This is a genomic window from Colwellia sp. MB3u-41, from assembly GCF_014076845.1.
GTDB lineage: Bacteria > Pseudomonadota > Gammaproteobacteria > Enterobacterales > Alteromonadaceae > Colwellia_A.
On sequence record NZ_JACGUT010000079.1, the window covers coordinates 382610 to 403649 of the forward strand.

General features: G+C 37.2%; 22 protein-coding genes. 2 read left to right on the forward strand and 20 right to left on the reverse strand.

Features of this window, described 5'->3' with window-relative positions:
- Positions 1-13: 13 nt before the first annotated feature.
- On the reverse strand, positions 14-613 hold the full coding sequence (locus H4J73_RS12935) for a YjaG family protein (RefSeq protein ID WP_182178689.1): 600 nt from the start codon (positions 611-613) through the stop codon (positions 14-16).
- 114 nt (positions 614-727) lie between these two features.
- Complete coding sequence (locus H4J73_RS12940; RefSeq protein WP_182223257.1) at positions 728-1492, reverse strand: SapC family protein; 765 nt, start codon at positions 1490-1492, stop codon at positions 728-730.
- 238 nt (positions 1493-1730) lie between these two features.
- On the opposite strand from H4J73_RS12940, the gene H4J73_RS12945 reads away from it, so the two are divergent.
- The gene (locus tag H4J73_RS12945; protein WP_182178693.1) at positions 1731-2051 is read left to right on the forward strand and encodes a hypothetical protein; all 321 of its coding nucleotides are present in this window, start codon (positions 1731-1733) and stop codon (positions 2049-2051) included.
- Positions 2052-2155: 104 nt separating this feature from the next.
- On the opposite strand, the gene glmS is transcribed toward H4J73_RS12945, so the two are convergent.
- From glmS to glmU, 3 genes are all read right to left on the reverse strand, one after another.
- Complete coding sequence (gene glmS / locus H4J73_RS12950; protein ID WP_182178695.1) at positions 2156-3988, reverse strand: glutamine--fructose-6-phosphate transaminase (isomerizing); 1833 nt, start codon at positions 3986-3988, stop codon at positions 2156-2158.
- Between the two features lie 11 nt (positions 3989-3999).
- Positions 4000-4761 (reverse strand): DeoR/GlpR family DNA-binding transcription regulator, encoded by a 762-nt coding sequence (locus H4J73_RS12955; protein WP_182178697.1) that lies wholly within the window; start codon positions 4759-4761, stop codon positions 4000-4002.
- A 300-nt stretch (positions 4762-5061) separates the two neighbouring features.
- The gene (gene glmU, locus H4J73_RS12960) at positions 5062-6435 is read right to left on the reverse strand and encodes a bifunctional UDP-N-acetylglucosamine diphosphorylase/glucosamine-1-phosphate N-acetyltransferase GlmU (RefSeq protein ID WP_182178699.1); all 1374 of its coding nucleotides are present in this window, start codon (positions 6433-6435) and stop codon (positions 5062-5064) included.
- Between the two features lie 366 nt (positions 6436-6801).
- On the opposite strand from glmU, the gene H4J73_RS12965 reads away from it, so the two are divergent.
- The gene (locus tag H4J73_RS12965; protein ID WP_182178700.1) at positions 6802-7029 is read left to right on the forward strand and encodes a hypothetical protein; all 228 of its coding nucleotides are present in this window, start codon (positions 6802-6804) and stop codon (positions 7027-7029) included.
- A gap of 77 nt (positions 7030-7106) precedes the next feature.
- Here H4J73_RS12965 and H4J73_RS12970 read toward each other — a convergent pair whose 3' ends face one another.
- The 15 genes from H4J73_RS12970 to mnmE all read right to left on the reverse strand — a co-directional run bounded on the left by H4J73_RS12970 (position 7107) and on the right by mnmE (position 21034).
- Complete coding sequence (locus tag H4J73_RS12970) at positions 7107-7529, reverse strand: F0F1 ATP synthase subunit epsilon (RefSeq protein ID WP_070375313.1); 423 nt, start codon at positions 7527-7529, stop codon at positions 7107-7109.
- Between the two features lie 74 nt (positions 7530-7603).
- On the reverse strand, positions 7604-8989 hold the full coding sequence (atpD, locus tag H4J73_RS12975) for a F0F1 ATP synthase subunit beta (RefSeq protein ID WP_182178702.1): 1386 nt from the start codon (positions 8987-8989) through the stop codon (positions 7604-7606).
- A 58-nt stretch (positions 8990-9047) separates the two neighbouring features.
- Positions 9048-9908, reverse strand: coding sequence for a F0F1 ATP synthase subunit gamma (gene atpG / locus H4J73_RS12980; protein WP_182175912.1), 861 nt, complete (start codon positions 9906-9908; stop codon positions 9048-9050).
- A 27-nt stretch (positions 9909-9935) separates the two neighbouring features.
- Positions 9936-11477: a F0F1 ATP synthase subunit alpha gene (atpA, locus tag H4J73_RS12985; protein WP_182178704.1), complete on the reverse strand. Its 1542-nt coding sequence runs from the start codon at positions 11475-11477 to the stop codon at positions 9936-9938.
- 16 nt (positions 11478-11493) lie between these two features.
- Positions 11494-12027, reverse strand: a complete 534-nt coding sequence (gene atpH, locus H4J73_RS12990; RefSeq protein WP_182178706.1) for a F0F1 ATP synthase subunit delta — start codon at positions 12025-12027, stop codon at positions 11494-11496.
- 14 nt (positions 12028-12041) lie between these two features.
- Entirely contained in the window at positions 12042-12512 is a 471-nt protein-coding gene (atpF, locus tag H4J73_RS12995; protein ID WP_070375308.1) for a F0F1 ATP synthase subunit B, read from the reverse strand.
- A 40-nt stretch (positions 12513-12552) separates the two neighbouring features.
- Positions 12553-12780 (reverse strand): F0F1 ATP synthase subunit C, encoded by a 228-nt coding sequence (atpE, locus tag H4J73_RS13000; RefSeq protein ID WP_086745850.1) that lies wholly within the window; start codon positions 12778-12780, stop codon positions 12553-12555.
- 78 nt (positions 12781-12858) lie between these two features.
- Complete coding sequence (atpB, locus tag H4J73_RS13005; protein WP_182178708.1) at positions 12859-13713, reverse strand: F0F1 ATP synthase subunit A; 855 nt, start codon at positions 13711-13713, stop codon at positions 12859-12861.
- 47 nt (positions 13714-13760) lie between these two features.
- Positions 13761-14168, reverse strand: coding sequence for an ATP synthase subunit I (locus H4J73_RS13010; protein ID WP_259367839.1), 408 nt, complete (start codon positions 14166-14168; stop codon positions 13761-13763).
- A 300-nt stretch (positions 14169-14468) separates the two neighbouring features.
- On the reverse strand, positions 14469-15353 hold the full coding sequence (locus H4J73_RS13015) for a ParB/RepB/Spo0J family partition protein (protein ID WP_182178710.1): 885 nt from the start codon (positions 15351-15353) through the stop codon (positions 14469-14471).
- 27 nt (positions 15354-15380) lie between these two features.
- Complete coding sequence (locus H4J73_RS13020) at positions 15381-16178, reverse strand: ParA family protein (RefSeq protein WP_182178712.1); 798 nt, start codon at positions 16176-16178, stop codon at positions 15381-15383.
- 21 nt (positions 16179-16199) lie between these two features.
- The gene (rsmG, locus tag H4J73_RS13025) at positions 16200-16832 is read right to left on the reverse strand and encodes a 16S rRNA (guanine(527)-N(7))-methyltransferase RsmG (RefSeq protein WP_182178714.1); all 633 of its coding nucleotides are present in this window, start codon (positions 16830-16832) and stop codon (positions 16200-16202) included.
- A 26-nt stretch (positions 16833-16858) separates the two neighbouring features.
- Complete coding sequence (gene mnmG / locus H4J73_RS13030) at positions 16859-18748, reverse strand: tRNA uridine-5-carboxymethylaminomethyl(34) synthesis enzyme MnmG (RefSeq protein ID WP_182178716.1); 1890 nt, start codon at positions 18746-18748, stop codon at positions 16859-16861.
- A 436-nt stretch (positions 18749-19184) separates the two neighbouring features.
- On the reverse strand, positions 19185-19628 hold the full coding sequence (locus tag H4J73_RS13035; protein ID WP_182178718.1) for a flavodoxin domain-containing protein: 444 nt from the start codon (positions 19626-19628) through the stop codon (positions 19185-19187).
- A gap of 29 nt (positions 19629-19657) precedes the next feature.
- Positions 19658-21034 (reverse strand): tRNA uridine-5-carboxymethylaminomethyl(34) synthesis GTPase MnmE, encoded by a 1377-nt coding sequence (gene mnmE, locus H4J73_RS13040; protein ID WP_182178720.1) that lies wholly within the window; start codon positions 21032-21034, stop codon positions 19658-19660.
- Between the last annotated feature and the right edge of the window lie 6 nt (positions 21035-21040).

The following is a 21040-nucleotide window of genomic DNA, read 5'->3' on the forward strand; positions in this document are numbered from 1 at the left end:
TGCCCTGACAGGGCTAACTAATTTCCAGTCCTAAATTTGACAAACCTTCTTCAAGTACCATCGTTTTAATTTTAATACATGTTTCTTTATTTTCTGGGGAATCTTTTAAGGCGTAATAAAGCTCATTTTGAGTATCGAACTCCCACTCCATTAATGGGTGTTGCTCAATTTCTTTGTCCGTAATCTCACTGTCATCCTTTTGATCTCGTTGGTCAGCAATAATCAACTCAACATAATAATTCACACTATTTTCGGATAATCGTGAAACAATTTCGGCTCCTTGAACATCTTTATCTTGCATAGCCTGTAAAAGTGACATGGTCGCCATAGTCGCATCAATAGCAGGAAATACACCAAAAAAATCAAATTCCTCGGGGTCCGGTATTTGCGGTTCAAGCTTACTTATTTGTGCATCATAATTAATTTTACAACGATTATTTTTATCAAGCCATTGCCAGATAAGCGCTAATTGATTACGTAATACAGAGAATTCACCAAACTCTGCATGTTCAGCAAACATTTGGTAATTAGGGATCATTCGTTCTAATAAGGCAGCAGAAAAGGCAATTTGTTGCCATTGACTTAAATGAGAAAAAGGAAGTTGAATAGCCACATGTACTCTCAATAGTGAAATTTAAAAAGATATTATATACGAGAATATAACATTCAGTTTATTTAGATATAAAAAAAGAGCCTTCCGGCTCTCTTTTCTAAAACAACAAAGTAATTATGCTTCAGCAGTTTCTTTAGCAAAATGTACTTGGATACCCGCTACTTTTTGCTCATTATCAGACAAGTTACGTAATTGTGCTAATTTATTAATTTGACCAATAGAACCTAGCATTGCATGAATAGGAATGAATATTCCGCGTTTATGAAAGTCTAAAACTTTATCATCGCTAAGATCTTGAAGTTTTTTCTCATCAATACCAAATAAACCAACAAGTTTTTTGTTTTCACCCGTACTGAAATTAACATGAAGTTCTAATTCTTGTAATAAGTCATTTTCAGCTAACTCTTCCATGAATTTTTCAGTCATTGTTTCGTTTTCATATAAACGACCTAGCGAATTCTGAACACTTTTATAAAACTCAGTGTCATTGCCTTCAGCATCAAATAAAGCATTTTCTTTATCTTCGCCTACATATTCATTCTCTACATCGATATACGTTGTTAATGTTTTTTCTTTATCTGGGTCAACACCTAAACCAAATGGCATCATTGAAACACCTTGAGGTAAATAAGTTCCATTCCAGCGTTCATCTTTATAATATAAATTTTCACCCGCTTCTAGACCTAGCATTACGATGCTGCGGTAACGAGCCGCTTCTGGTTGCTTAACTAAAAAAATAGGAAAACTATTAGCTGCTTTTGAATATTCTCTAGCGGTAATAGGCGCAATATGTTGATTTGCTATATGTTCTAAGCCACGTTTAGTAGCAACTTTTAAATTTTTATGTAGATCTTTTCTTACAGGAACGACGTTAGCCATAATAATATAATTCTCTTTAATACATGCGCTTTTCATTTAAAAAAATTAGCGCTTTTATAATGTTATAAATAGTTATGGTGACGCTGAAGCGAGCTTTCAATGGTAACTAAAAAAATAATGCTAATTTTGTCAAATTTCTTAATAGCTTATTAATCTACATGATATATCAGCTATACTTTTACAAATAATATCAATTAGCTAATACTTCCCTTATATTTTAATGAAAATAATGAAAATAATGAAAAATTTACTCATCAGCCTGTTTCTAAGTCTATTTATATTGTTAGTCACGAATATTGTCCAAGCAAAACCGAAAACAAAAACTTTTTATGGTCGTAGTTTAGACGGCTTTGCCCAAGTAAAAATAAAAAACAACACCACTGAAAGTCTTGCATGTTATGTTGCTATTGACGGCTTTAAAATAAAATTTCGCTTACTCGCTCTTCGGGAATCACAATGGTACGCCACCAATGATAAACGTTTTGAATATCGTAATTTCAGTACTTGGTGTGATTACTTAACTTTGTACCCTGAATATTTGAGATATAAAACTTTTTAGTTTTATTGATAACTATTTATTAAGACTAAATATAAAAAACGCCACTAAGGGTAGTGGCGTTCATAAATATCAGACTGTGTAAAAATTGTTTACGTTAAACCTAACTATTCAACCGTAACTGATTTTGCTAGATTACGCGGCTGATCAACATCAGTACCTTTTATAATGGCAACATAATATGAAAGTAATTGTAGTGGTAAGGTATACACAATAGGGGCAATTAAATCATCACATACTGGCACATTAATCACTTTCATTGTTTCATCACTAGCAAAATTTGCTTCACTATCGGCAAATACATACATTAAGCCACCGCGCGCACGAACTTCTTCTACATTTGATTTAAGTTTTTCGATTAAATCATTTTTTGGTGCAACCACTATCACCGGCATATCAGCATCGATTAGCGCTAATGGTCCATGTTTTAGTTCACCTGCGGCATAGGCTTCAGCATGAATGTACGAGATTTCTTTTAACTTCAGTGCACCTTCCATTGCAATAGGGTATTGATCCCCTCGGCCTAAGAATAGGGCGTTGTGTTTATCAGCAAAATCTTCTGCTAACTCTTCAATTGAGCTTGCAAGTGCTAAGACTTCTTCTAACTTGCTCGGTAGAGACATTAGCGATTGTGCTATTTCGTTTTGAAGTTGCTCACTCATACCATGATGCTTACCGATAGCTAAGGTCATCATCAATAAGCCAACTAATTGTGTGGTAAAGGCTTTGGTTGAAGCAACACCGATTTCAACACCTGCTTTGGTCATGAAGGCTAAGTCAGATTCACGCACCAGAGATGAACCCGCAACATTACAAATCACTAAGCTTGCTTTATAACCTAACTCTTTCGCTAAACGTAAAGCCGCTAATGTATCTGCAGTTTCACCTGATTGAGAAATAGTTACAATCATGGCATTCTTTGGCACATGTGATTTACGGTATCGAAATTCACTGGCAATTTCGATATTACAAGAAACACCCGCTAATGACTCTAACCAATATCGTGCCACCATGCCTGAATGATAACTGGTACCACAAGCAATAATTTGTACATGTTCGATACTTTTAAATATCTCATCAGCGCCTTCACCGAAAGTGTTCATATCAAGCACATTGCCTGATAAGCGACCTTCTAAAGTATTACGAATAGCGGTGGGTTGTTCGTACGTTTCTTTTAACATGTAGTGACGGTATTCACCTTTATCACCACTTTCTTGACTGATATCTTGTTCTTTTGCTTCTCGCTCTACTGGAGCACCATTGAGATCGAATACATTGACTTCAAAACGTGTTACTTCAGCAACATCACCTTCTTCAAGAAACGAGAATTTACGAGTCACCGGTAAAAGAGCCATCATATCTGAAGCAATAAAATTTTCACCAACACCATAGCCAATAACCAAAGGACTACCAGAGCGAGCAACAATTACGCGGCTTTTATCTGCTGTATCAAGCACAACGGTTCCATAAGCGCCATCAAGTTGTTTCACTGTTTTTTGTACGGCTTCAAGCAAGGTTGCAGATGTTTTAAGTTCGAGATGCACTAAATGAGCAATAACTTCGGTATCTGTTTCTGAAACAAATTCGTAGCCCATTCCTTGCAGTCGAGCTCTAAGTTCTTGATGATTTTCAATGATACCATTATGTACCACTGCAATATTATCACTAGAAATATGTGGGTGAGCGTTTACTTCGCTTGGTGCGCCATGAGTAGCCCAGCGAGTATGAGCGATGCCTGTTCCACCAGATAAAGGAGATAACGCTAAAGCGTCAGCTAACTCTTGTACCTTTCCTAAGCGACGTACTCTATTTAATTGATTATTATCATCAATAATAGCAACACCTGCAGAGTCATAACCGCGATATTCTAAGCGTTTTAACCCTTCTACTAATATATCTGCTACATCACGTTGTGCTACAGCACCTACGATCCCACACATAAGTTCTTCCTTTATTTTGCAATAAGTAAATTAACGTCTTGTTCTAATAATTTGGCTTTTAATTCATCAGACAAATCTGCATCAGTGATCAGTATGTCTATATTTTTCCATGGAATTTCGACGTTAGGTATTTTTCGATTAATTTTTTCTGATTCTACAAGTACGATAACTTCACGAGAAACATCGGCCATAACTCGGCTTAGTCCTAGTAGCTCATTAAAGGTGGTAGTACCACGTTCTATATCAATGCCATCAGCACCGATAAAGAGTTGATCAAAGTCATATGATCTAAGAACACTCTCTGCTACCTGTCCTTGAAAAGATTCTGAGTGTGTATCCCAAGTACCACCGGTCATCAATAATGTCGGTTCATTTTCAAGTGCATGCAGATCAGAAGCTATTGCTAAAGAGTTGGTCATAACAATCAACCCTTGTTTGCTATTAAGTTCTTTAACTAAGGCTGAAGTTGTACTACCGCTGTCGATAATTATACGGTTATGATCCCGAATCAATGTCGCCGCTTTGCTCGCAATTGAAACCTTTCGTTTCGAAACTTTTTCTGATTTATGCTCAATAATATCTCGAGGTAAAGGCACAGCTCCACCGTAACGTCTAAGCAATAAACCGCTATTTTCTAGGGCTGCTAAATCCTTTCTAATAGTAACTTCTGAAGTTGCAAATTTTTTTGCAAGGCTATCAACACTTACTTCTCCATGCTCATTAAGCTCAGAGATAATACTGTGGCGACGCTGTTGGGTATTTCTTTTTGACATACGATTAGGGTTATCTTTTGTTTCGACACTTATCTTACATAATAAGTTTCGTTTAGTAACTTAAGCTATTAGAACAAAAGTATACATTTATGGCAATAATTATTTATTTTTGTGGTAAAAATGAAGTTTTTGCTATCTTTTTATTCAGTCAATATAACTGCTGATCGTTTTTGCTATATTCCATGACAACTTTAATTTACTTATTTATTTGATTACAACGAAGATTCATATTCAATTTATAATAGATAAAAAGCAAAAAGAGGCACGATAAGCGCCTCTTTCTTTTGATAACGTAAGAGTCTACGTTTGTTTTGTTGGTCTTTTCCACGTTGGTATATTGCGTTGTTTACCTCTAGCTACCGCTAATTCGTCAGCTTCTACATCTTTGGCAATAACCGAACCTGCGCCAACTGTCGCGTTAACCCCAATAAATACAGGAGCGACTAAGGAGCTATTTGAGCCGATAAAGGCACCATCATCAATTTGGGTTTGAAACTTATTAACACCATCGTAATTACAAGTAATGGTTCCAGCGCCAATATTAACATTTTGGCCTATTGTGGTATCACCTAAGTAAGTTAAGTGACCCGCTTTACTGCCTTCTCCTAATGTTGTTTTTTTCATTTCAACAAAATTACCCACGTGTGAATTTCGATCCATTGTCGTCCCAGGACGAAGTCTAGCAAACGGTCCTACTGAGCAATCATCGCCAACAACAGCTTTTTCTATAATACTATTAGGTTTAACAATGGTATTTTCACCAATTGTGCAGTCTTTTAAAATACAGTTTGCACCTACTTGAACACCATTAGCTAAAATAACCTCTCCTTCAAAAATACAATTAATATCTATGTGCACTTCTTGACCGATAACAATTTTTCCACGAATATCAATGCGGTTTGGGTCTCGTAAACTTGCACCCGCTATCATTAACGCTTCAGCTTCACGTAACTGAAAGGCTCTTTCTAAAGAGGCTAACTGTACACGATTATTAGCGCCTTCTACTTCAACTTCTGTTTCAGGGTGAGCGGTCGCGATAGGTTTTCCTTCTTTATGACAAGCGGCAATAATATCAGTTAGGTAATACTCACCTTGTGCATTATCACTTGACAGGTTTGCAAGCCAGCGTTTTAAATCACCACCATTGGCTAAGAGAATCCCCGTATTAGCCTCTGTAATTAATAACTGTTCTGGCGACGCATCCTTTTGTTCAATAATACCTACGACAGAGTTTTCTTTACGAACAATGCGGCCATATCCATTTGGATTAGCTAAGTTCACCGTTAACAGCCCCATACCACTCTCTGGCTTAGCCGCTAATAGGTTTTGTAACGTGCTCACTTTGGTTAGTGGCACATCACCATATAGTACCAATACATTTTCATCATCCTTAATAAAAGGAGAGGCCATATCTACAGCATGCCCGGTACCTAACTGCTCTTTTTGCTCAATAAAAGTTAAATCATCACTTTTACTATTATCAGTTATTGTTGCTTTTAATACTTCACCACCGAAACCATAAACAATATAAATATTTTCAGCATTAAGCTGGCGTGCTGCATCAATGACATGGCTAACCATTGGCTTATCAGCAATTGCGTGAAGTACTTTAGGGAGTGATGACCGCATGCGAGTACCTTTACCCGCGGCAAGAACGACAACTGAAAGAGACATAGTATATCCGTTATATATGGTTTTTCTTAGTTAAGTGTAAATATTGTAACCTTGTTTTATCACATTAACTATAGGTATTGACCTAAATACCTTTTTGTTTAAGTCGCCTAACACACTGATAATTTTTCTTTTTAAAGTTAGCGCCTATAGCGATAATGAGCTAAAAACGAATAATCGTGACTTGTAAATTAACATATTGTATTTATCGCCATCTTACATAATAAATAAATTTACACTTTATTTACAAAAAGATATATTTATATTTACATAACGAATAAATATATATAAGTTAAGTAAGCGTTAACTCAGGCAAATAAATTATTTATATTTGTCTTTTTTACATTAACTTATAAGAAAGGAATTAAAATGAAAGTATCTAAATTGATTATAGCAGCCGCGGCTACAATTTTTACAGCAACAACCTTTGCAGCTTATTCGCCTAGTCATTATGTTGAACGTGTTTATTTTCAATCAGCGAATAGTAATTCAATAGTAGGCGAGTCAACCCGATTTTGTAGTGGCACTTATTACAATACTGGTTCTACTACTCTTTATTTTTCTGAATTAAGAATTGCTTGTGATAATAAATTTTAATTGTAATTTTTAGTCATAAAAAAAGCGACCAATGGTCGCTTTTTTAATCACTAAAACTTAGTGTTATGCCTATTACATTAGACTTTCTTATTAGACGCTTGTATTACGCGTAATTGCGCAGTTACTCGCGCTAATTCAGCCGCGACTTCAGCAAAGCCAACATCTCCGCCATGGGCGTTCATGTGTTTTTCTGCACGTTGCTTAGCTTCTAATACTTCTTTTTCATCCAAATCGTCTGCACGTATCGCTATATCAGCTAATACGGTTACGTTATTTGGTTGAACTTCTAACATGCCGCCAGAAAGATATATAACATCTACTGAACCACCATATTTAACAATACGAGCCATACCAGGTTTTAGCGAGGTCAATAAAGGTGCGTGACCAGGCATAATACCTAGTTCACCTTCTGAACCTGTGATCTGTAATGATTCAATACGTCCAGAGAATAGATTCTCTTCTGCACTTACTACATTTAGATTTACCGTCATTGCTGACATTTTGACCTCCTAAAGTAGGCGGTTAGATCGTTAATAAGTCGATGACTTACGTTAACCTAACACGCCCAAACAAATTACATGTTTTTAGCTTTTTCAATTGCTTCATCAATAGAACCAACCATATAAAAAGCTTGCTCAGGTAAATCATCGTATTCACCTGCAAGTAAGCCTTTAAAACCACTAATCGTGTTTTTAAGTGATACATACTTACCAGGAGAACCGGTGAATACTTCAGCAACAAAGAACGGTTGAGATAAAAAGCGTTGAATCTTACGTGCACGATTCACAGCTAATTTGTCTTCTTCAGATAATTCATCCATACCTAAGATGGCGATAATATCTTTAAGTTCTTTGTAACGTTGTAATGTTGATTGAACACCACGGGCTGTTTCATAATGCTCAGCGCCAACAACTAATGGATCAAGTTGACGAGAAGTAGAATCTAGTGGGTCAATTGCAGGATAAATACCTTGCGAAGCGATATCACGACTCAATACAACCGTTGCATCTAAGTGAGCAAAAGTAGTAGCTGGAGAGGGATCAGTCAAATCATCTGCTGGTACGTATACCGCTTGGATTGAAGTGATTGAACCTTTCTTAGTTGAAGTAATGCGCTCTTGAAGTACACCCATTTCTTCAGCAAGTGTTGGTTGATAACCAACTGCTGATGGCATACGACCAAGAAGTGCAGATACTTCAGTACCGGCCAAAGTATAACGGTAAATGTTATCAACAAAGAATAATACGTCACGACCTTCGTCACGGAATTTCTCAGCCATTGTTAAACCTGTAAAGGCAACACGTAGACGGTTTCCTGGAGGCTCGTTCATTTGACCGTAAACAAGTGATACTTTATCAAGTACATTTGAATCGTTCATTTCATGATAGAAATCGTTCCCTTCACGAGTACGCTCACCTACACCAGCAAATACTGAGTAGCCGCTATGCTCAATCGCGATGTTACGAATAAGTTCCATCATGTTAACGGTTTTACCAACACCAGCGCCACCGAACAATCCTACTTTACCACCCTTGGCGAATGGGCAAACTAAATCGATTACTTTTATGCCAGTTTCAAGTAGTTCATTTGACATCGCTTGGTCAGCATAAGCTGGCGCTTGACGGTGAATCGACCACTTTTCTTCTTCGCCGATTGGGCCAGCTTCATCGATAGGCTCACCCAATACGTTCATGATGCGACCCAAAGTTGCAGTACCTACTGGAACTTGGATATTCTCACCTGTGTTTTCTACATTCAGACCACGACGTAAACCGTCAGATGAACCCATGGCGATAGTACGAACTACGCCACCACCAAGTTGCTGTTGTACTTCAAGTACTAAGCCACTAAGGTTACCTTCAGTTATTTTTAACGCGTCATATACCTGAGGTACAGCATTTTGTGGAAATTCTACATCCACAACTGCGCCAATGATTTGGACGACTTTACCTGTACTCATGTTTAATCCTCTAATCTTGTGCTCTTATTTACTAATAAAATAAACAAAGAACTTTTGTTTATACCGCTGCTGCACCAGCACAGATCTCACCCAATTCTTGAGTAATACTTGCTTGACGCGCTTTGTTATATACCAATTGTAAATCATCAATTAAGTCACCCGCATTATCTGTTGCAGCTTTCATTGCAACCATACGAGCAGCTTGTTCACAGGCGAGATTTTCAACCACACCTTGATATACTTGCGATTCCGTATAACGAACGAGCAGTTTTTCAAGTAAAACTTGAGCATCAGGTTCGTATAAATAATCCCAGCTATGCTTAAATGCGTCATCATCTGACTTAGGCAAAGGTAAAAGTTGATCGATTGTTGGATTTTGCGTCATAGTATTAACAAATTTGTTATATACAATGAACAATCTATCTATCTCACCACTATCATAGGCATTCAACATGACCTTAACACTACCAATTAAATCAGTTAGTGAAGGATTGTCACCTAATCCAGACTTCTGTGACACTATTTTAGCACCAATATTGTTAAAAAATGACGTAGCTTTAGAACCCACTATGGCAAATTCAACATCGGCGCCCGCTGTTTGGTGTGTACCCGCATCGACAAGTACTTTTTTAAATAAATTGATATTTAAACCACCACACAAACCACGGTCTGTTGAGACAACGATATAACCTACACGCTTGACTTCACGTTCAACCATATATGGATGACGAAATTCTAAATTACCAAGTGCGACGCGACCGATCACATCTCGCATATTTTCAGCGTATGGACGAGATGCAGCCATGTTATCTTGCGCTTTGCGCATTTTACTAGCTGCAACCATTTCCATTGCGCTGGTGATCTTCTGTGTGTTTTTTACACTTCCAATCTTTGATTTAATCTCTTTACCACCAGCCATGACTATTCTCCAAAAAGGTTAACTAGATTACCAAGTTTGAGTAGCTTTAAAAGCTTCAATTGCTTTAGCTAAAGCAGACTCGATATCTTTGTTATAGTCGCCTTTTTCATTGATAGTAGCCATCAACTTAGCGTGATCATTGTTTACATAAGTGCGTAATGCATCTTCAAAATCAACCACTTTAGCGATTTCAACATCGTTCAAGTAACCTTTTTCTGCGGCAAATAACGATACGGCTGTTTCAGCAACTGACAATGGACTGTATTGCTTTTGCTTCATCAATTCAGTAACACGTTGTCCATGCTCTAATTGAGCACGAGTCGCGTCATCTAAATCTGATGCAAATTGAGCAAATGCAGCTAATTCAGCATATTGTGCTAAGGCTAAACGTATACCACCACCTAATTTCTTGATGATCTTAGTTTGCGCAGCACCACCAACACGAGAAACAGAAATACCGGCGTTAACAGCAGGACGAATACCTGAGTTAAATAGGTTAGACTCTAAGAAAATCTGACCATCAGTAATTGATATTACGTTAGTTGGTACGAAAGCCGATACATCACCCGCTTGCGTTTCAATGATAGGTAAAGCTGTTAATGAACCCGTTTTACCTTTAACTGCACCGTTGGTGAACTTTTCTACGTATGCTTCATTTACACGAGCAGCACGTTCAAGTAAACGACTATGAAGATAGAAAACGTCACCTGGGTAAGCTTCACGACCTGGTGGACGACGTAAAAGTAATGAAATTTGACGGTAAGCAACAGCTTGCTTAGACAAATCATCATATACGATTAATGCATCTTCACCACGATCTCGGAAGTATTCACCCATAGTACAGCCAGAATATGCTGACAAGTACTGTAGTGCAGCAGCTTCAGAAGCACCCGCAACAACAACGATAGTATTGTCTAACGCGCCGTGTTCTTCTAAAGAACGTACTAAGTTAGCAACTGTAGAAGCCTTTTGGCCTATTGCTACGTATACACACTTAATACCAGTATCTTTTTGGTTAATAATGGCATCTAAAGCGATGGCAGACTTACCAATTTGACGGTCACCAATGATAAGTTCACGTTGGCCACGGCCAATTGGAATCATTGAATCAATTGATTTGATACCTGTTTGTACAGGTTGATCAACAGATTTACGTTCGATAACACCTGGTGCTAAAACTTCAACAGGAGAAAAACCATCATTTTCAATAGGTCCTTTACCGTCAATAGGCTCACCCAAGGTGTTAACCACTCGACCTAATAAACCACGACCTACTGGTACTTCTAAAATACGACCAGTACTTTTAACTTTTACGCCTTCAGCTAAGTCAGCGTATGGACCCATAACTACCGCACCGACCGAATCACGGTCAAGGTTTAACGCGATAGCAAAACGGCTACCAGGAAGTTCGATCATTTCACCTTGCATTACATCAGCAAGGCCATGTATACGAATAATACCATCAGTTACAGAAACGATAGTACCTTCGTTGCGAGCTTCGCTGACAACGTCAAACTGTTCAATACGATTTTTGATCAGTTCGGCGATTTCAGTGGAATTCAGTTGCATGCTCTTTTCCCTTATTCTAGGATTGTAAAATTGTTGCTAAACGGCTCAATTTACCTTGTATAGAGCCATCAATTACCATGTCATCAGCTTTAATAATTAAACCTGAAATAATAGTCGCATCGACAATACAATTAAGCTTTACTTTTCGAGCCAAACGCTTTACAAGCGCGGCGCTAAGTGTTGTTTTTTGCTCTGCTGTAATTTCTACAGCTGAGGTTACATCCACAGTAACTTCTTGCTCAAATTCAGCTTTAAGTGCTAAAAATTGCGTCAAAACATGTGGTAGCACCAACAAGCGTTCGTTTTCTGCCATTATTTTCAAGAAATTTTGGCCTTGACTGTCTATTTGCTCGCCACAAACACTTAAAAAAAGTGCTTGTGCCTGCTCGACTGAAGCACCACCAGAAAGAACCCCTTTAATGGTTTCATCTTTGGCAACTTCAGCAGCAAAGGTTAGCTGTAATAACCAGCTATCAATAGCCTTTGCTTCAACAGCAAAATCGAACGCTGCTTTAGCGTAAGGACGAGCGACAGTTGTCAATTCAGACATAGCTCTATTCCCTCTTAAAGTTCAGCGACGAATTTATCTAAGATGTCACTATGTGTGGCGGCATCAATAGAACGTTCAAGAATCTTCTCGGCACCGGCGACAGCAAGAATAGCAAATTGTTTGCGCAATTCTTCTTTAACACGGTTACGTTCAGTTTCGATTTCTGTGTGACCTGTAGCTAAGATTTTTTCTTTCTCAGCTTGAGCTTTTACTGCAGCTTCTTCAACTATTTGCGTTTCACGTTTTTTCGCTGCTTCAATAATTTCGGCAGCTTGTGACTTAGCTTCTCTAAGTTGAGCAGTAGCTTTTTCTTGAGCAAGCTCAAGATCATTTGCAGCACGGTCTGAAGCAGCAAGTCCATCAGCGATCTTTTTCTGGCGAGCTTCAATAGCATCGTTCAATGGTGGCCATACATATTTCATGCAGAACCAAACAAAAACAACGAATGCTATTAATTCACCAATTAGAGTGGCGTTTAAATTCACAACCGCTCCTCCTTAATAGTAAGCTGTTCAAATAATGAAATTAAAGTACAAACAATAATACCATCGCGATACCAACACCGATCATAGCAACGGCATCGATTAAACCCGCTAAAATAAACATTTTCACTTGTAGTGAAGGGGCTAGTTCTGGTTGGCGTGCACACGCTTCCAAGAATTTACCACCCATGTTACCAAAGCCAATTGCAGTACCAATAGCACCAAAACCGATTAGTAAAGCAACTGCGATAAACTTAATCGCTTCAGGCATTGTTAATATTTGTTCCATTTTTTTCTCCAAAGTTTTAATTGTAAAGTTAAAGTTAAAGTTAAAGTTAAAGGTTAAAAATTAATGATTATCAGAACTCGCCATACTTAAGTAAACGATTGTTAGCATCATAAAGACAAATGCTTGCAATACGATGACTAATATATGGAATACAGCCCAGACAAAGTGCAATGGAAGCTGCATCAAACCAACAGCGCCAATTAAGATGAATATTAACTCACCTGCATATAAGTTACCAAATAGACGTAGTGCTAATGAAAATGGCTTTGCAACAAGAGCAATGGTTTCAAGTAATAAATTACAAGGGATCAAAAACACCATAGCTAATTTGTTTTTGGTGTTGAACGGGTGCAAGGTCAATTCTTTAACAAATCCGCCAAGACCTTTTATTTTTACTGAATAAAAAATCATCAATAAAAACACGCCGAGTGCTAGTGCAGCTGTTAAATTAATATCTGTTGTTGGTACAACTTTCATATAGACATCGTGACTATCCATACCAAAAGCAGTTTCACCAACAAAACCAGCAAATGCAGGTAAGAAATCAACAGGAATTAAGTCCATTAAGTTCATTAAAAAGACCCAAACAAATATCGTTAAGGCTAATGGTGCAATTAATGTACTTTTTCCTTGGAAGGTTTTATTAACGTTGTCACCGACAAACTCGACAACCATTTCAATAAAACATTGAAATTTATCAGGAACACCTACGGTAGCTCCTTTAGCAGCTCTGCGAAAAGTCCACAAAAACAACATACCTAGGCCAATTGACCATGCTAGTGTATCTATATGCCATGTCCAAAACCCACTGTCACTACATGCTTTATTAAATGCTAAACCAGTATCGGTTGTACACATTTTTGCATTAGTTAAATGGTGTTGGATATGGCTTGATAAGGTGACTTCTTCTGCCATTTTATTATCCCAAAAGTTAAAGTTTATAAATCTTTATCGCCAGTGAATTAACGTTCTGTTAAAAAAACCGGCAGTAGTAATGTTAAAAACACTACTACACAATATGTGCTTAAAAATATTAAGGGTGAAATCACTAAAAACTTAAATACTAGCGCGAATAATAACGCGGTATATAACATTTTTAATTTTACGCCACTATAAAAAGATTCCATAACCTTTCTTGAAGCGCTTGCACCTGCATACTTAAATGCTTTATAAGCGAAAATAATATTAGGAACTATCACCACTGCACCGCCTAAAAGTAAAGAGTAAGCGTATAGTAGTCCCCAATTGAAATATGTAATTACAGCGCATATGACGACCAATATAGTCATTATACTGATTTGTCTCGACGCTAATTTTCGACCAGGCGTAGTTAATAAATTTTGATAACCTTTCGCCACTGCTGTCTCCAACGCAATTCTTCGTAGTCATAGTGTTTTTTAAAGTTAATACTTTAACTTTAAAAAAGCCGTCGCAAGTATACTTAATTACAGCACTAATGCAACAAAATAGGGCGTTCATTGCTGACAATACATACAAAATGTGACACTAAATTTAGAAAGGTTTACTCGAAAATGAAAACTTGACCTTTGAAAGACAGAAATAAAGATGAAATAGCTAAATTAATCTTATTTTTCATAGTCGATTATTAGGGCGTAAACACATTTTGGATTATCACCGCTTAGCTACCTTAAATATAATATGTACGTAAACTAATAAGAATTGAAGCGAGAAACAATGCCATCAAGTTCAGACAGATCGCTGTAGGAGATAATTAACTTACCTTTACCTTTCTTATTGTGAGCAATAGTGACTTGAGAGCCAAGTTTCTCTGATAAATTTTGTTCTAAACTTTTAGTATCTGGGTCTTTGATTTTATCTTCAACCACCTTTTCTGGTGTTTGTATTTTTTTAATCAGTGCTTCTGTTTCACGTACGGTAAGATCTTTAGCGACCACTATTCTTGCTGTATTACTTTGTATGTCATCGCCTAATGCTAATAAAGCGCGAGCATGGCCCATTTCAATATCGCCATGTTCAAGCAAAGTTTTGACATCATCATTTAAATTATTTAAGCGTAATAAATTAGAAACTGTTGTTCTGGATTTCCCTACCGCATTCGCCACTTCTTGATGTGTTAGTTCGAACTCGGTTAATAGCCGTTCCAATGCAATAGCTTCTTCCATAGCATTAAGGTCTTCACGTTGAATGTTTTCAATCAAGGCAATAGCAATAGCGGCTTCGTCGGGTACATTTTTAATTAAACAAGGTACTCTGTCTAATTTAGCTAACTGTGCGGCACGCCATCGACGTTCACCAGCAATTATCTCATAATTATTTTCACCAATATTACGAACAACAATTGGCTGTATTATTCCTTGAGAAAGAATAGAGTTGGATAAATCTTCTAAGGCTTCTGCTGACATATCTTTACGGGGTTGATATTTACCTTGCTGCAATTGCTCTATCGGTAAATATTGTAATTCACTCTGTTTAGTTGAAGATAAATTACTTTCAGCCGCATCATCTGTTTCTTTATTTGATGTTAATAATGCGTCAAGGCCACGACCTAGGCCTCTACGTTTTGCTGGACTCATAATTTTCCTTCGGAGTTAACGAAATAGTTAATCAATTTTTTTTTCGAGAGTTTGTTTTTTTTGTTCTGCTTTGCGTAATATTTCACCGGCAAGTGCTAAATAAGCTTTAGCACCGGTTGATGACTTGTCATAATACATCACTGGCGACCCAAAACTTGGTGCCTCGGCTAATCGAACATTACGTGGGATAACGGTACGGTAGACTTTATCACCAAAATGGCGTTTTAATTGTTCTGACACATCATTAGCTAACCGGTTACGAGGATCATACATCGTCCGTAAAATTCCTTCTATATGCAAGTCAGCATTGACTACAGACGTTAGTTGGGAAACAGTATCCATTAGTGCCGTTAAACCCTCTAATGCATAATACTCACATTGCATAGGGACTAAAACAGAATTAGCCGCTGTCATTGCATTAACGGTTAGCATATTTAAAGAAGGAGGGCAGTCGATTATAATAAAATCGTACTTATCTCGTATTGGCGCTAAAGCATTTTTTAAACGTTGTTCACGAGAATATACTTGCATTAATTTAATTTCAGCAGCGGTAACATCAGTATTAGCAGCAATTAAATCATATAAACCTGATGTTTCTCGGCAAACCACTTCATCGAATGGCTTTTGGTCAACGAGTAATTCATAGCAGGTTGCATGCACTTCATACTTGTCAACACCACTGCCCATCGTAGCATTGCCTTGGGGGTCTAAATCGATTAGCAATATTTTTCGTTTTGTTGCTGCTAATGAGGCAGCTAAATTAACAGAGGTTGTTGTTTTACCAACACCACCTTTTTGGTTAGCAACCGCAATGATTTTTCCCACAATAACCTCGAAAGTAATTTATTATATTATTATTTTTTTTAGTTCAATAACATGCCGTTCACCCTGCAAATTAGGCACGATTATTTCGCTACTGTCTACAAACTTTATATGTTCTGGCAATTGTTCTATTTCTTCGCGGGGAAATTGACCTTTTAGTGCATAAAATCGCCCAGTTTCATCCGCAATGAGATGTTGACACCAATTGACCATATCTTCAAGTGATGCAAAAGCTCGACTCAAGACCCCATCAAATAGTGCTTCAGGTTGATATTTTTCAACTCTCGATAAGACGGGTGTTACATTTTTAAGTTTTAGTTGAAAAACAACTTGACGTAAAAAAGTGATTCTTTTTCCTAAACTGTCTAATAGAACAAAGTTTTTTTCGGGGTATAAAATAGCTAATGGGATGCCTGGTAATCCTGGTCCTGTACCCACATCAATGAATGATTGGCCTTTTAATACTTTGCCAACCATTAAGCTGTCCATAATATGTTTTACCAACATATCACTGGTGTCACGAACCGACGTTAAGTTATAAGCCTTGTTCCATTTATTTAATAACTCAACATATTGAATTAATAAGTCTATTTGTGCTTCATCGAGTGTTAATTCGCTTTTATCTATTAACGAGGTCAGTTCAGTTTTAAGTGTCATTTATTTTTTCGCGTTTTAATTTTTAATTAAGCTATTTTACGTAACAAGCCATGTTTTTTAAGATATACCAATAACAAAGATATTGCCGCTGGGGTAATACCAGAAATACGCGATGCCTTACCAATAGTTTCTGGACGTGAATCACTTAATTTTGCAACAACTTCATTCGATAAACCTGATATTTGAGTAAAATCAAAATCAAGTGGGATCAACGTATTTTCATGACGTTTCTTTTTCGATATTTCGTCAAGTTGTCGATCAATATAACCCGCATATTTAATTTGAATTTCAACTTGTTCTGCCGCTTGCTTATTTGTAACAGCTGGACCCATACCTTCAATTTTCATTAAATCGTCGTAACGAACTTCAGGTCGGCGAATAAGATCTTCTAAACTATTTTCTCGACTTATATCAGCTTTCAGTAGTAAATTTATTTGATCTACTGCTTGATGATCTTTTTGGATCCATGTCGACTTCAATCGTTGACGTTCAAGTTCAACCATTTCAATTTTTTCATTAAATGATCTCCAACGATTTTCATCGACGAGCCCAAGGTTATAACCTTTTTCAGTTAAGCGAATATCAGCATTGTCTTCACGCAATAATAAACGATATTCTGCACGCGAAGTAAACATACGATAAGGTTCTTTAGTGCCTAAGGTCGCTAAGTCATCGACCAATACTCCCATGTAAGCTTGGTCTCGACCTAAAATTAGTTCTTCTTTCCCCTGCACACGAGCCGCCGCATTGGTGGCGGCTAATAGACCTTGTGCGCCTGCTTCTTCATAGCCTGTAGTGCCATTTATCTGGCCTGCAAAATATAAGTTTTCTACAAATTTGCTTTCAAGTGTTTGCTTTAAATCACGAGGATCGAAATAGTCATATTCAATGGCATAACCTGGCCGGGTGATATGTGCATCTTCAAAACCTTTAATTGATCGCACTAAGGCCATTTGTACATCAAAAGGTAAACTGGTTGAAATGCCATTAGGATAAATTTCATGTGTAGTTAAACCTTCAGGTTCAACAAAAATTTGATGTGAATCTTTATCAGCAAAACGGGTGATTTTATCTTCTATCGAAGGGCAATATCTCGGGCCAACACCCTCGATTACGCCAGTGTACATAGGAGATCTATCTAGGCCATCTCTGATAATGTCATGAGTTTTGATGTTAGTATGTGTGATGTAACAAGGTACTTGTGCGGGATGATCGTCTCGCGATCCCATAAATGAAAATACCGGCCGAGGATCATCACCTGGTTGTTGTTCCATTTTAGAAAAATCTAAGGTTCTTGCATCTAGGCGAGGTGGTGTACCAGTTTTTAAACGATCCATACGAAATGGCATATCACGTAAGTTTTTGGCTAAGTTTTCACTTGAAGGATCACCGGCTCTACCACCTTGATAATTATTTAAGCCAATATGAATCTGACCTGCTAAAAATGTTCCAACCGTTAAAACTACCGACTTTGCTTTAAATTTAAGGCCCATTTGTGTTGAAACACCAACAATTTTGTTGTTTTCTAGAATAAGATCATCACATGGTTGTTGGAAAATAGTGAGATTTTTTTGATTTTCTAAATAGTTTCTCACATAAGATCTATACAATATTCTGTCAGCCTGTGCTCTTGTTGCACGTACTGCAGGGCCTTTACTTGCATTCAACGTTCTAAATTGAATCGCTGCATGGTCTGTAGCGGTTGCCATTAATCCACCTAAAGCATCAATTTCTTTAACTAAATGCCCTTTGCCAATACCGCCAATAGCTGGATTACATGACATTTGACCTAAGGTGTCGATGTTATGCGTTAACAATAATGTTTTACAACCCATGCGTGCTGCTGCAAGACATGCTTCTGTTCCGGCATGACCACCACCGACTACGATTACGTCATAAGATTCTTGATACCACATAGATTTTAGACCTTGGTTAAACGTTAAAATATTTTTTAATGAATATTTGCTATTCAAAAATTAGGGAACGTATTTTAGCGCTTTTTTTCGGTGAGGGGAATGATCAAATCACTAAAAAGATCTGAGTGCGATCCTTCTTATAATATATAAGATCTTTAAAGAGATCTTATTATTATTACTTATTAGTAAAGCGATTTTCTGTTGATAAGTACTTTTTCTTTATATATAACAGTTTATTGGTACGATCATAACACTGTGATCAAACTTTGATCAAAGGGCTTTAAACCTATGATCAAAAGGGCTAGTTATCCACAAGCAAAATAAATAATAATTCTATACACTGAATAATAATAAGAAATTAATAGGTTTTACCCAGACTTATCCACAACACATTATTTATATGCATAGTTTTGTTGATAACTTATGAGTAAGATCTTTATAAAAGATCTTTATTTTTTTCTATCCACTGTTGAGCAAGATCCTCTGGATCTATTTCTTCTCTCATATCTAAGGTTTTAATTGGTAGTATTTCAACCCAACCCATTGATATTAGTAGGTTATTTAAATCAAAACCCGCTTTGCAAAAAGTATCATAATTTGAATCGCCTATTGCTATGATCATAAATTTACTTGGGGATAGATCTATAGCACTATTTCTAAGATCTTCAACAAATTTCTGAATGTTGTCAGGGAAGTCTCCTGCGCCATGTGTTGACGTACAAATTAGCCAAGTGTGATTATCGCTTGTTATTTGAGCTAACTCAGGCTGCAAATGAAGAGTCGTTTGATGATTTAGTGCTAATAAAGTCTCTTCACATGCCTCTGCAACATACTCAGTTCCTCCTAACATACTACCAACAATGATTTGAAATGAGCTCATTTTGTTCCTTTACTTTTATATATTAAGCGTTATTTTCCGATACAAAAAGACGAAAATATCTCAGTTAATAGATCGTCATTGGTGAACTCACCGGTTATTTTATTGAGTTCGATTTGACATAAACGTAATTCTTCAGCAAGAATCTCCCCCGCAACATAAGATTCAAGTTGGTCTAAACCGACAATTAAATGGTGATGTGCTTGCTCTAGCGCGGCTAAGTGTCGTCTTCTTGCCATAAATCCGCCTTCAGTACTTCCTTGGTAACCCATAATGCTTTTTAAGTGTTCTTTAAGCTCTGTTATGCCTTCGCCATTTTTCGCTGATAATGTAATGGTGGGCAGTGCATTCACTTCTGAATATCCCGTACTCATTTCGTTAATATCCGCTTTGTTTTTAATAATACTTAAACCAATATCTTTAGGTAATTGAGCAAAGAACTCTGGCCATAATTTTTGAGGATCTTCGCTATTATGATCAGTCGCATCAACCATCAATAGTACTCTGTCGGCTTGATTTATTTCTTTCCATGCGCGTTCAATGCCTATTTGTTCAACTTGATCGTTACTTTCACGTAAACCTGCAGTATCTATAATATGTAATGGCATACCATCGATGTGTATTTGCTCTGTAAGCACATCACGAGTCGTTCCAGCAATATCTGTAACAATTGCCGCCTCTCTTCCACTTAAAGCATTTAACAAGCTTGATTTACCCGCATTAGGACGTCCTGCTATAACGACGCGCATACCTTCACGAATAATACTGCCTTGATGGGCTTGGCTCTGGACTTTTTCTACTTGCGTGATTATTTTTTTAAGATCCCCCACCACTTTTGCATCAGCGAGAAAATCTATTTCTTCTTCTGGAAAATCTATAGCAGCCTCGACATACATCCTTAGATAAATTGTACTTTCAACGAGTTCATTGACTAATTTTGAGAAATCACCCTGTAATGAATGCAACGCGCATCGAGCTGCTTGTTCAGAACTAGAGTTGATTAAATCTGCAATAGCCTCTGCTTGCGTGAGATCTAATTTGTCATTAATAAATGCCTGCTCACTAAATTCACCGGGTTTTGCCATACGTACTTTAGGTAGTGCTAAAATTTCTTTTAACAGCATATCTAATATTACGGGGCCGCCATGTCCTTGTAGTTCAAGTACATCTTCTCCTGTAAAAGAATGTGGGGCTTTAAAATATAAGGCAATTCCTTGATCTAAGGCGTTTTGGTTAGCATCATTAAAAGGTAAATATTCTGCTTTTCTAATTTCAGGTATTCTTCCTAATATAGCCTGAGCAACATTTTTAACTTCTGGACCTGATATTCTGATAATGCCAACTCCGCCACGACCTGGTGCTGTGGCTTGTGCTGCAATGGTTTCTTTTTGATATAAAACTTCAGTCATAATTAT

Bases quoted from the DNA above. Each gene is read 5' to 3' on its own strand.
- H4J73_RS12940 (WP_182223257.1), bottom strand. From the start codon at position 1,492: ATGGCTAACGTCGTTCCTGTAAGAAAAGATCTACATAAAAATTTAAAA.
- H4J73_RS12945 (WP_182178693.1), top strand. From the start codon at position 1,731: ATGAAAAATTTACTCATCAGCCTGTTTCTAAGTCTATTTATATTGTTA.
- glmS (WP_182178695.1), bottom strand. From the start codon at position 3,988: ATGTGTGGGATCGTAGGTGCTGTAGCACAACGTGATGTAGCAGATATA.
- H4J73_RS12955 (WP_182178697.1), bottom strand. From the start codon at position 4,761: ATGTCAAAAAGAAATACCCAACAGCGTCGCCACAGTATTATCTCTGAG.
- glmU (WP_182178699.1), bottom strand. From the start codon at position 6,435: ATGTCTCTTTCAGTTGTCGTTCTTGCCGCGGGTAAAGGTACTCGCATG.
- H4J73_RS12965 (WP_182178700.1), top strand. From the start codon at position 6,802: ATGAAAGTATCTAAATTGATTATAGCAGCCGCGGCTACAATTTTTACA.
- H4J73_RS12970 (WP_070375313.1), bottom strand. From the start codon at position 7,529: ATGTCAGCAATGACGGTAAATCTAAATGTAGTAAGTGCAGAAGAGAAT.
- atpD (WP_182178702.1), bottom strand. From the start codon at position 8,989: ATGAGTACAGGTAAAGTCGTCCAAATCATTGGCGCAGTTGTGGATGTA.
- atpG (WP_182175912.1), bottom strand. From the start codon at position 9,908: ATGGCTGGTGGTAAAGAGATTAAATCAAAGATTGGAAGTGTAAAAAAC.
- atpA (WP_182178704.1), bottom strand. From the start codon at position 11,477: ATGCAACTGAATTCCACTGAAATCGCCGAACTGATCAAAAATCGTATT.
- atpH (WP_182178706.1), bottom strand. From the start codon at position 12,027: ATGTCTGAATTGACAACTGTCGCTCGTCCTTACGCTAAAGCAGCGTTC.
- atpE (WP_086745850.1), bottom strand. From the start codon at position 12,780: ATGCCTGAAGCGATTAAGTTTATCGCAGTTGCTTTACTAATCGGTTTT.
- atpB (WP_182178708.1), bottom strand. From the start codon at position 13,713: ATGGCAGAAGAAGTCACCTTATCAAGCCATATCCAACACCATTTAACT.
- H4J73_RS13015 (WP_182178710.1), bottom strand. From the start codon at position 15,353: ATGAGTCCAGCAAAACGTAGAGGCCTAGGTCGTGGCCTTGACGCATTA.
- rsmG (WP_182178714.1), bottom strand. From the start codon at position 16,832: ATGACACTTAAAACTGAACTGACCTCGTTAATAGATAAAAGCGAATTA.
- mnmG (WP_182178716.1), bottom strand. From the start codon at position 18,748: ATGTGGTATCAAGAATCTTATGACGTAATCGTAGTCGGTGGTGGTCAT.
- H4J73_RS13035 (WP_182178718.1), bottom strand. From the start codon at position 19,628: ATGAGCTCATTTCAAATCATTGTTGGTAGTATGTTAGGAGGAACTGAG.
- mnmE (WP_182178720.1), bottom strand. From the start codon at position 21,034: ATGACTGAAGTTTTATATCAAAAAGAAACCATTGCAGCACAAGCCACA.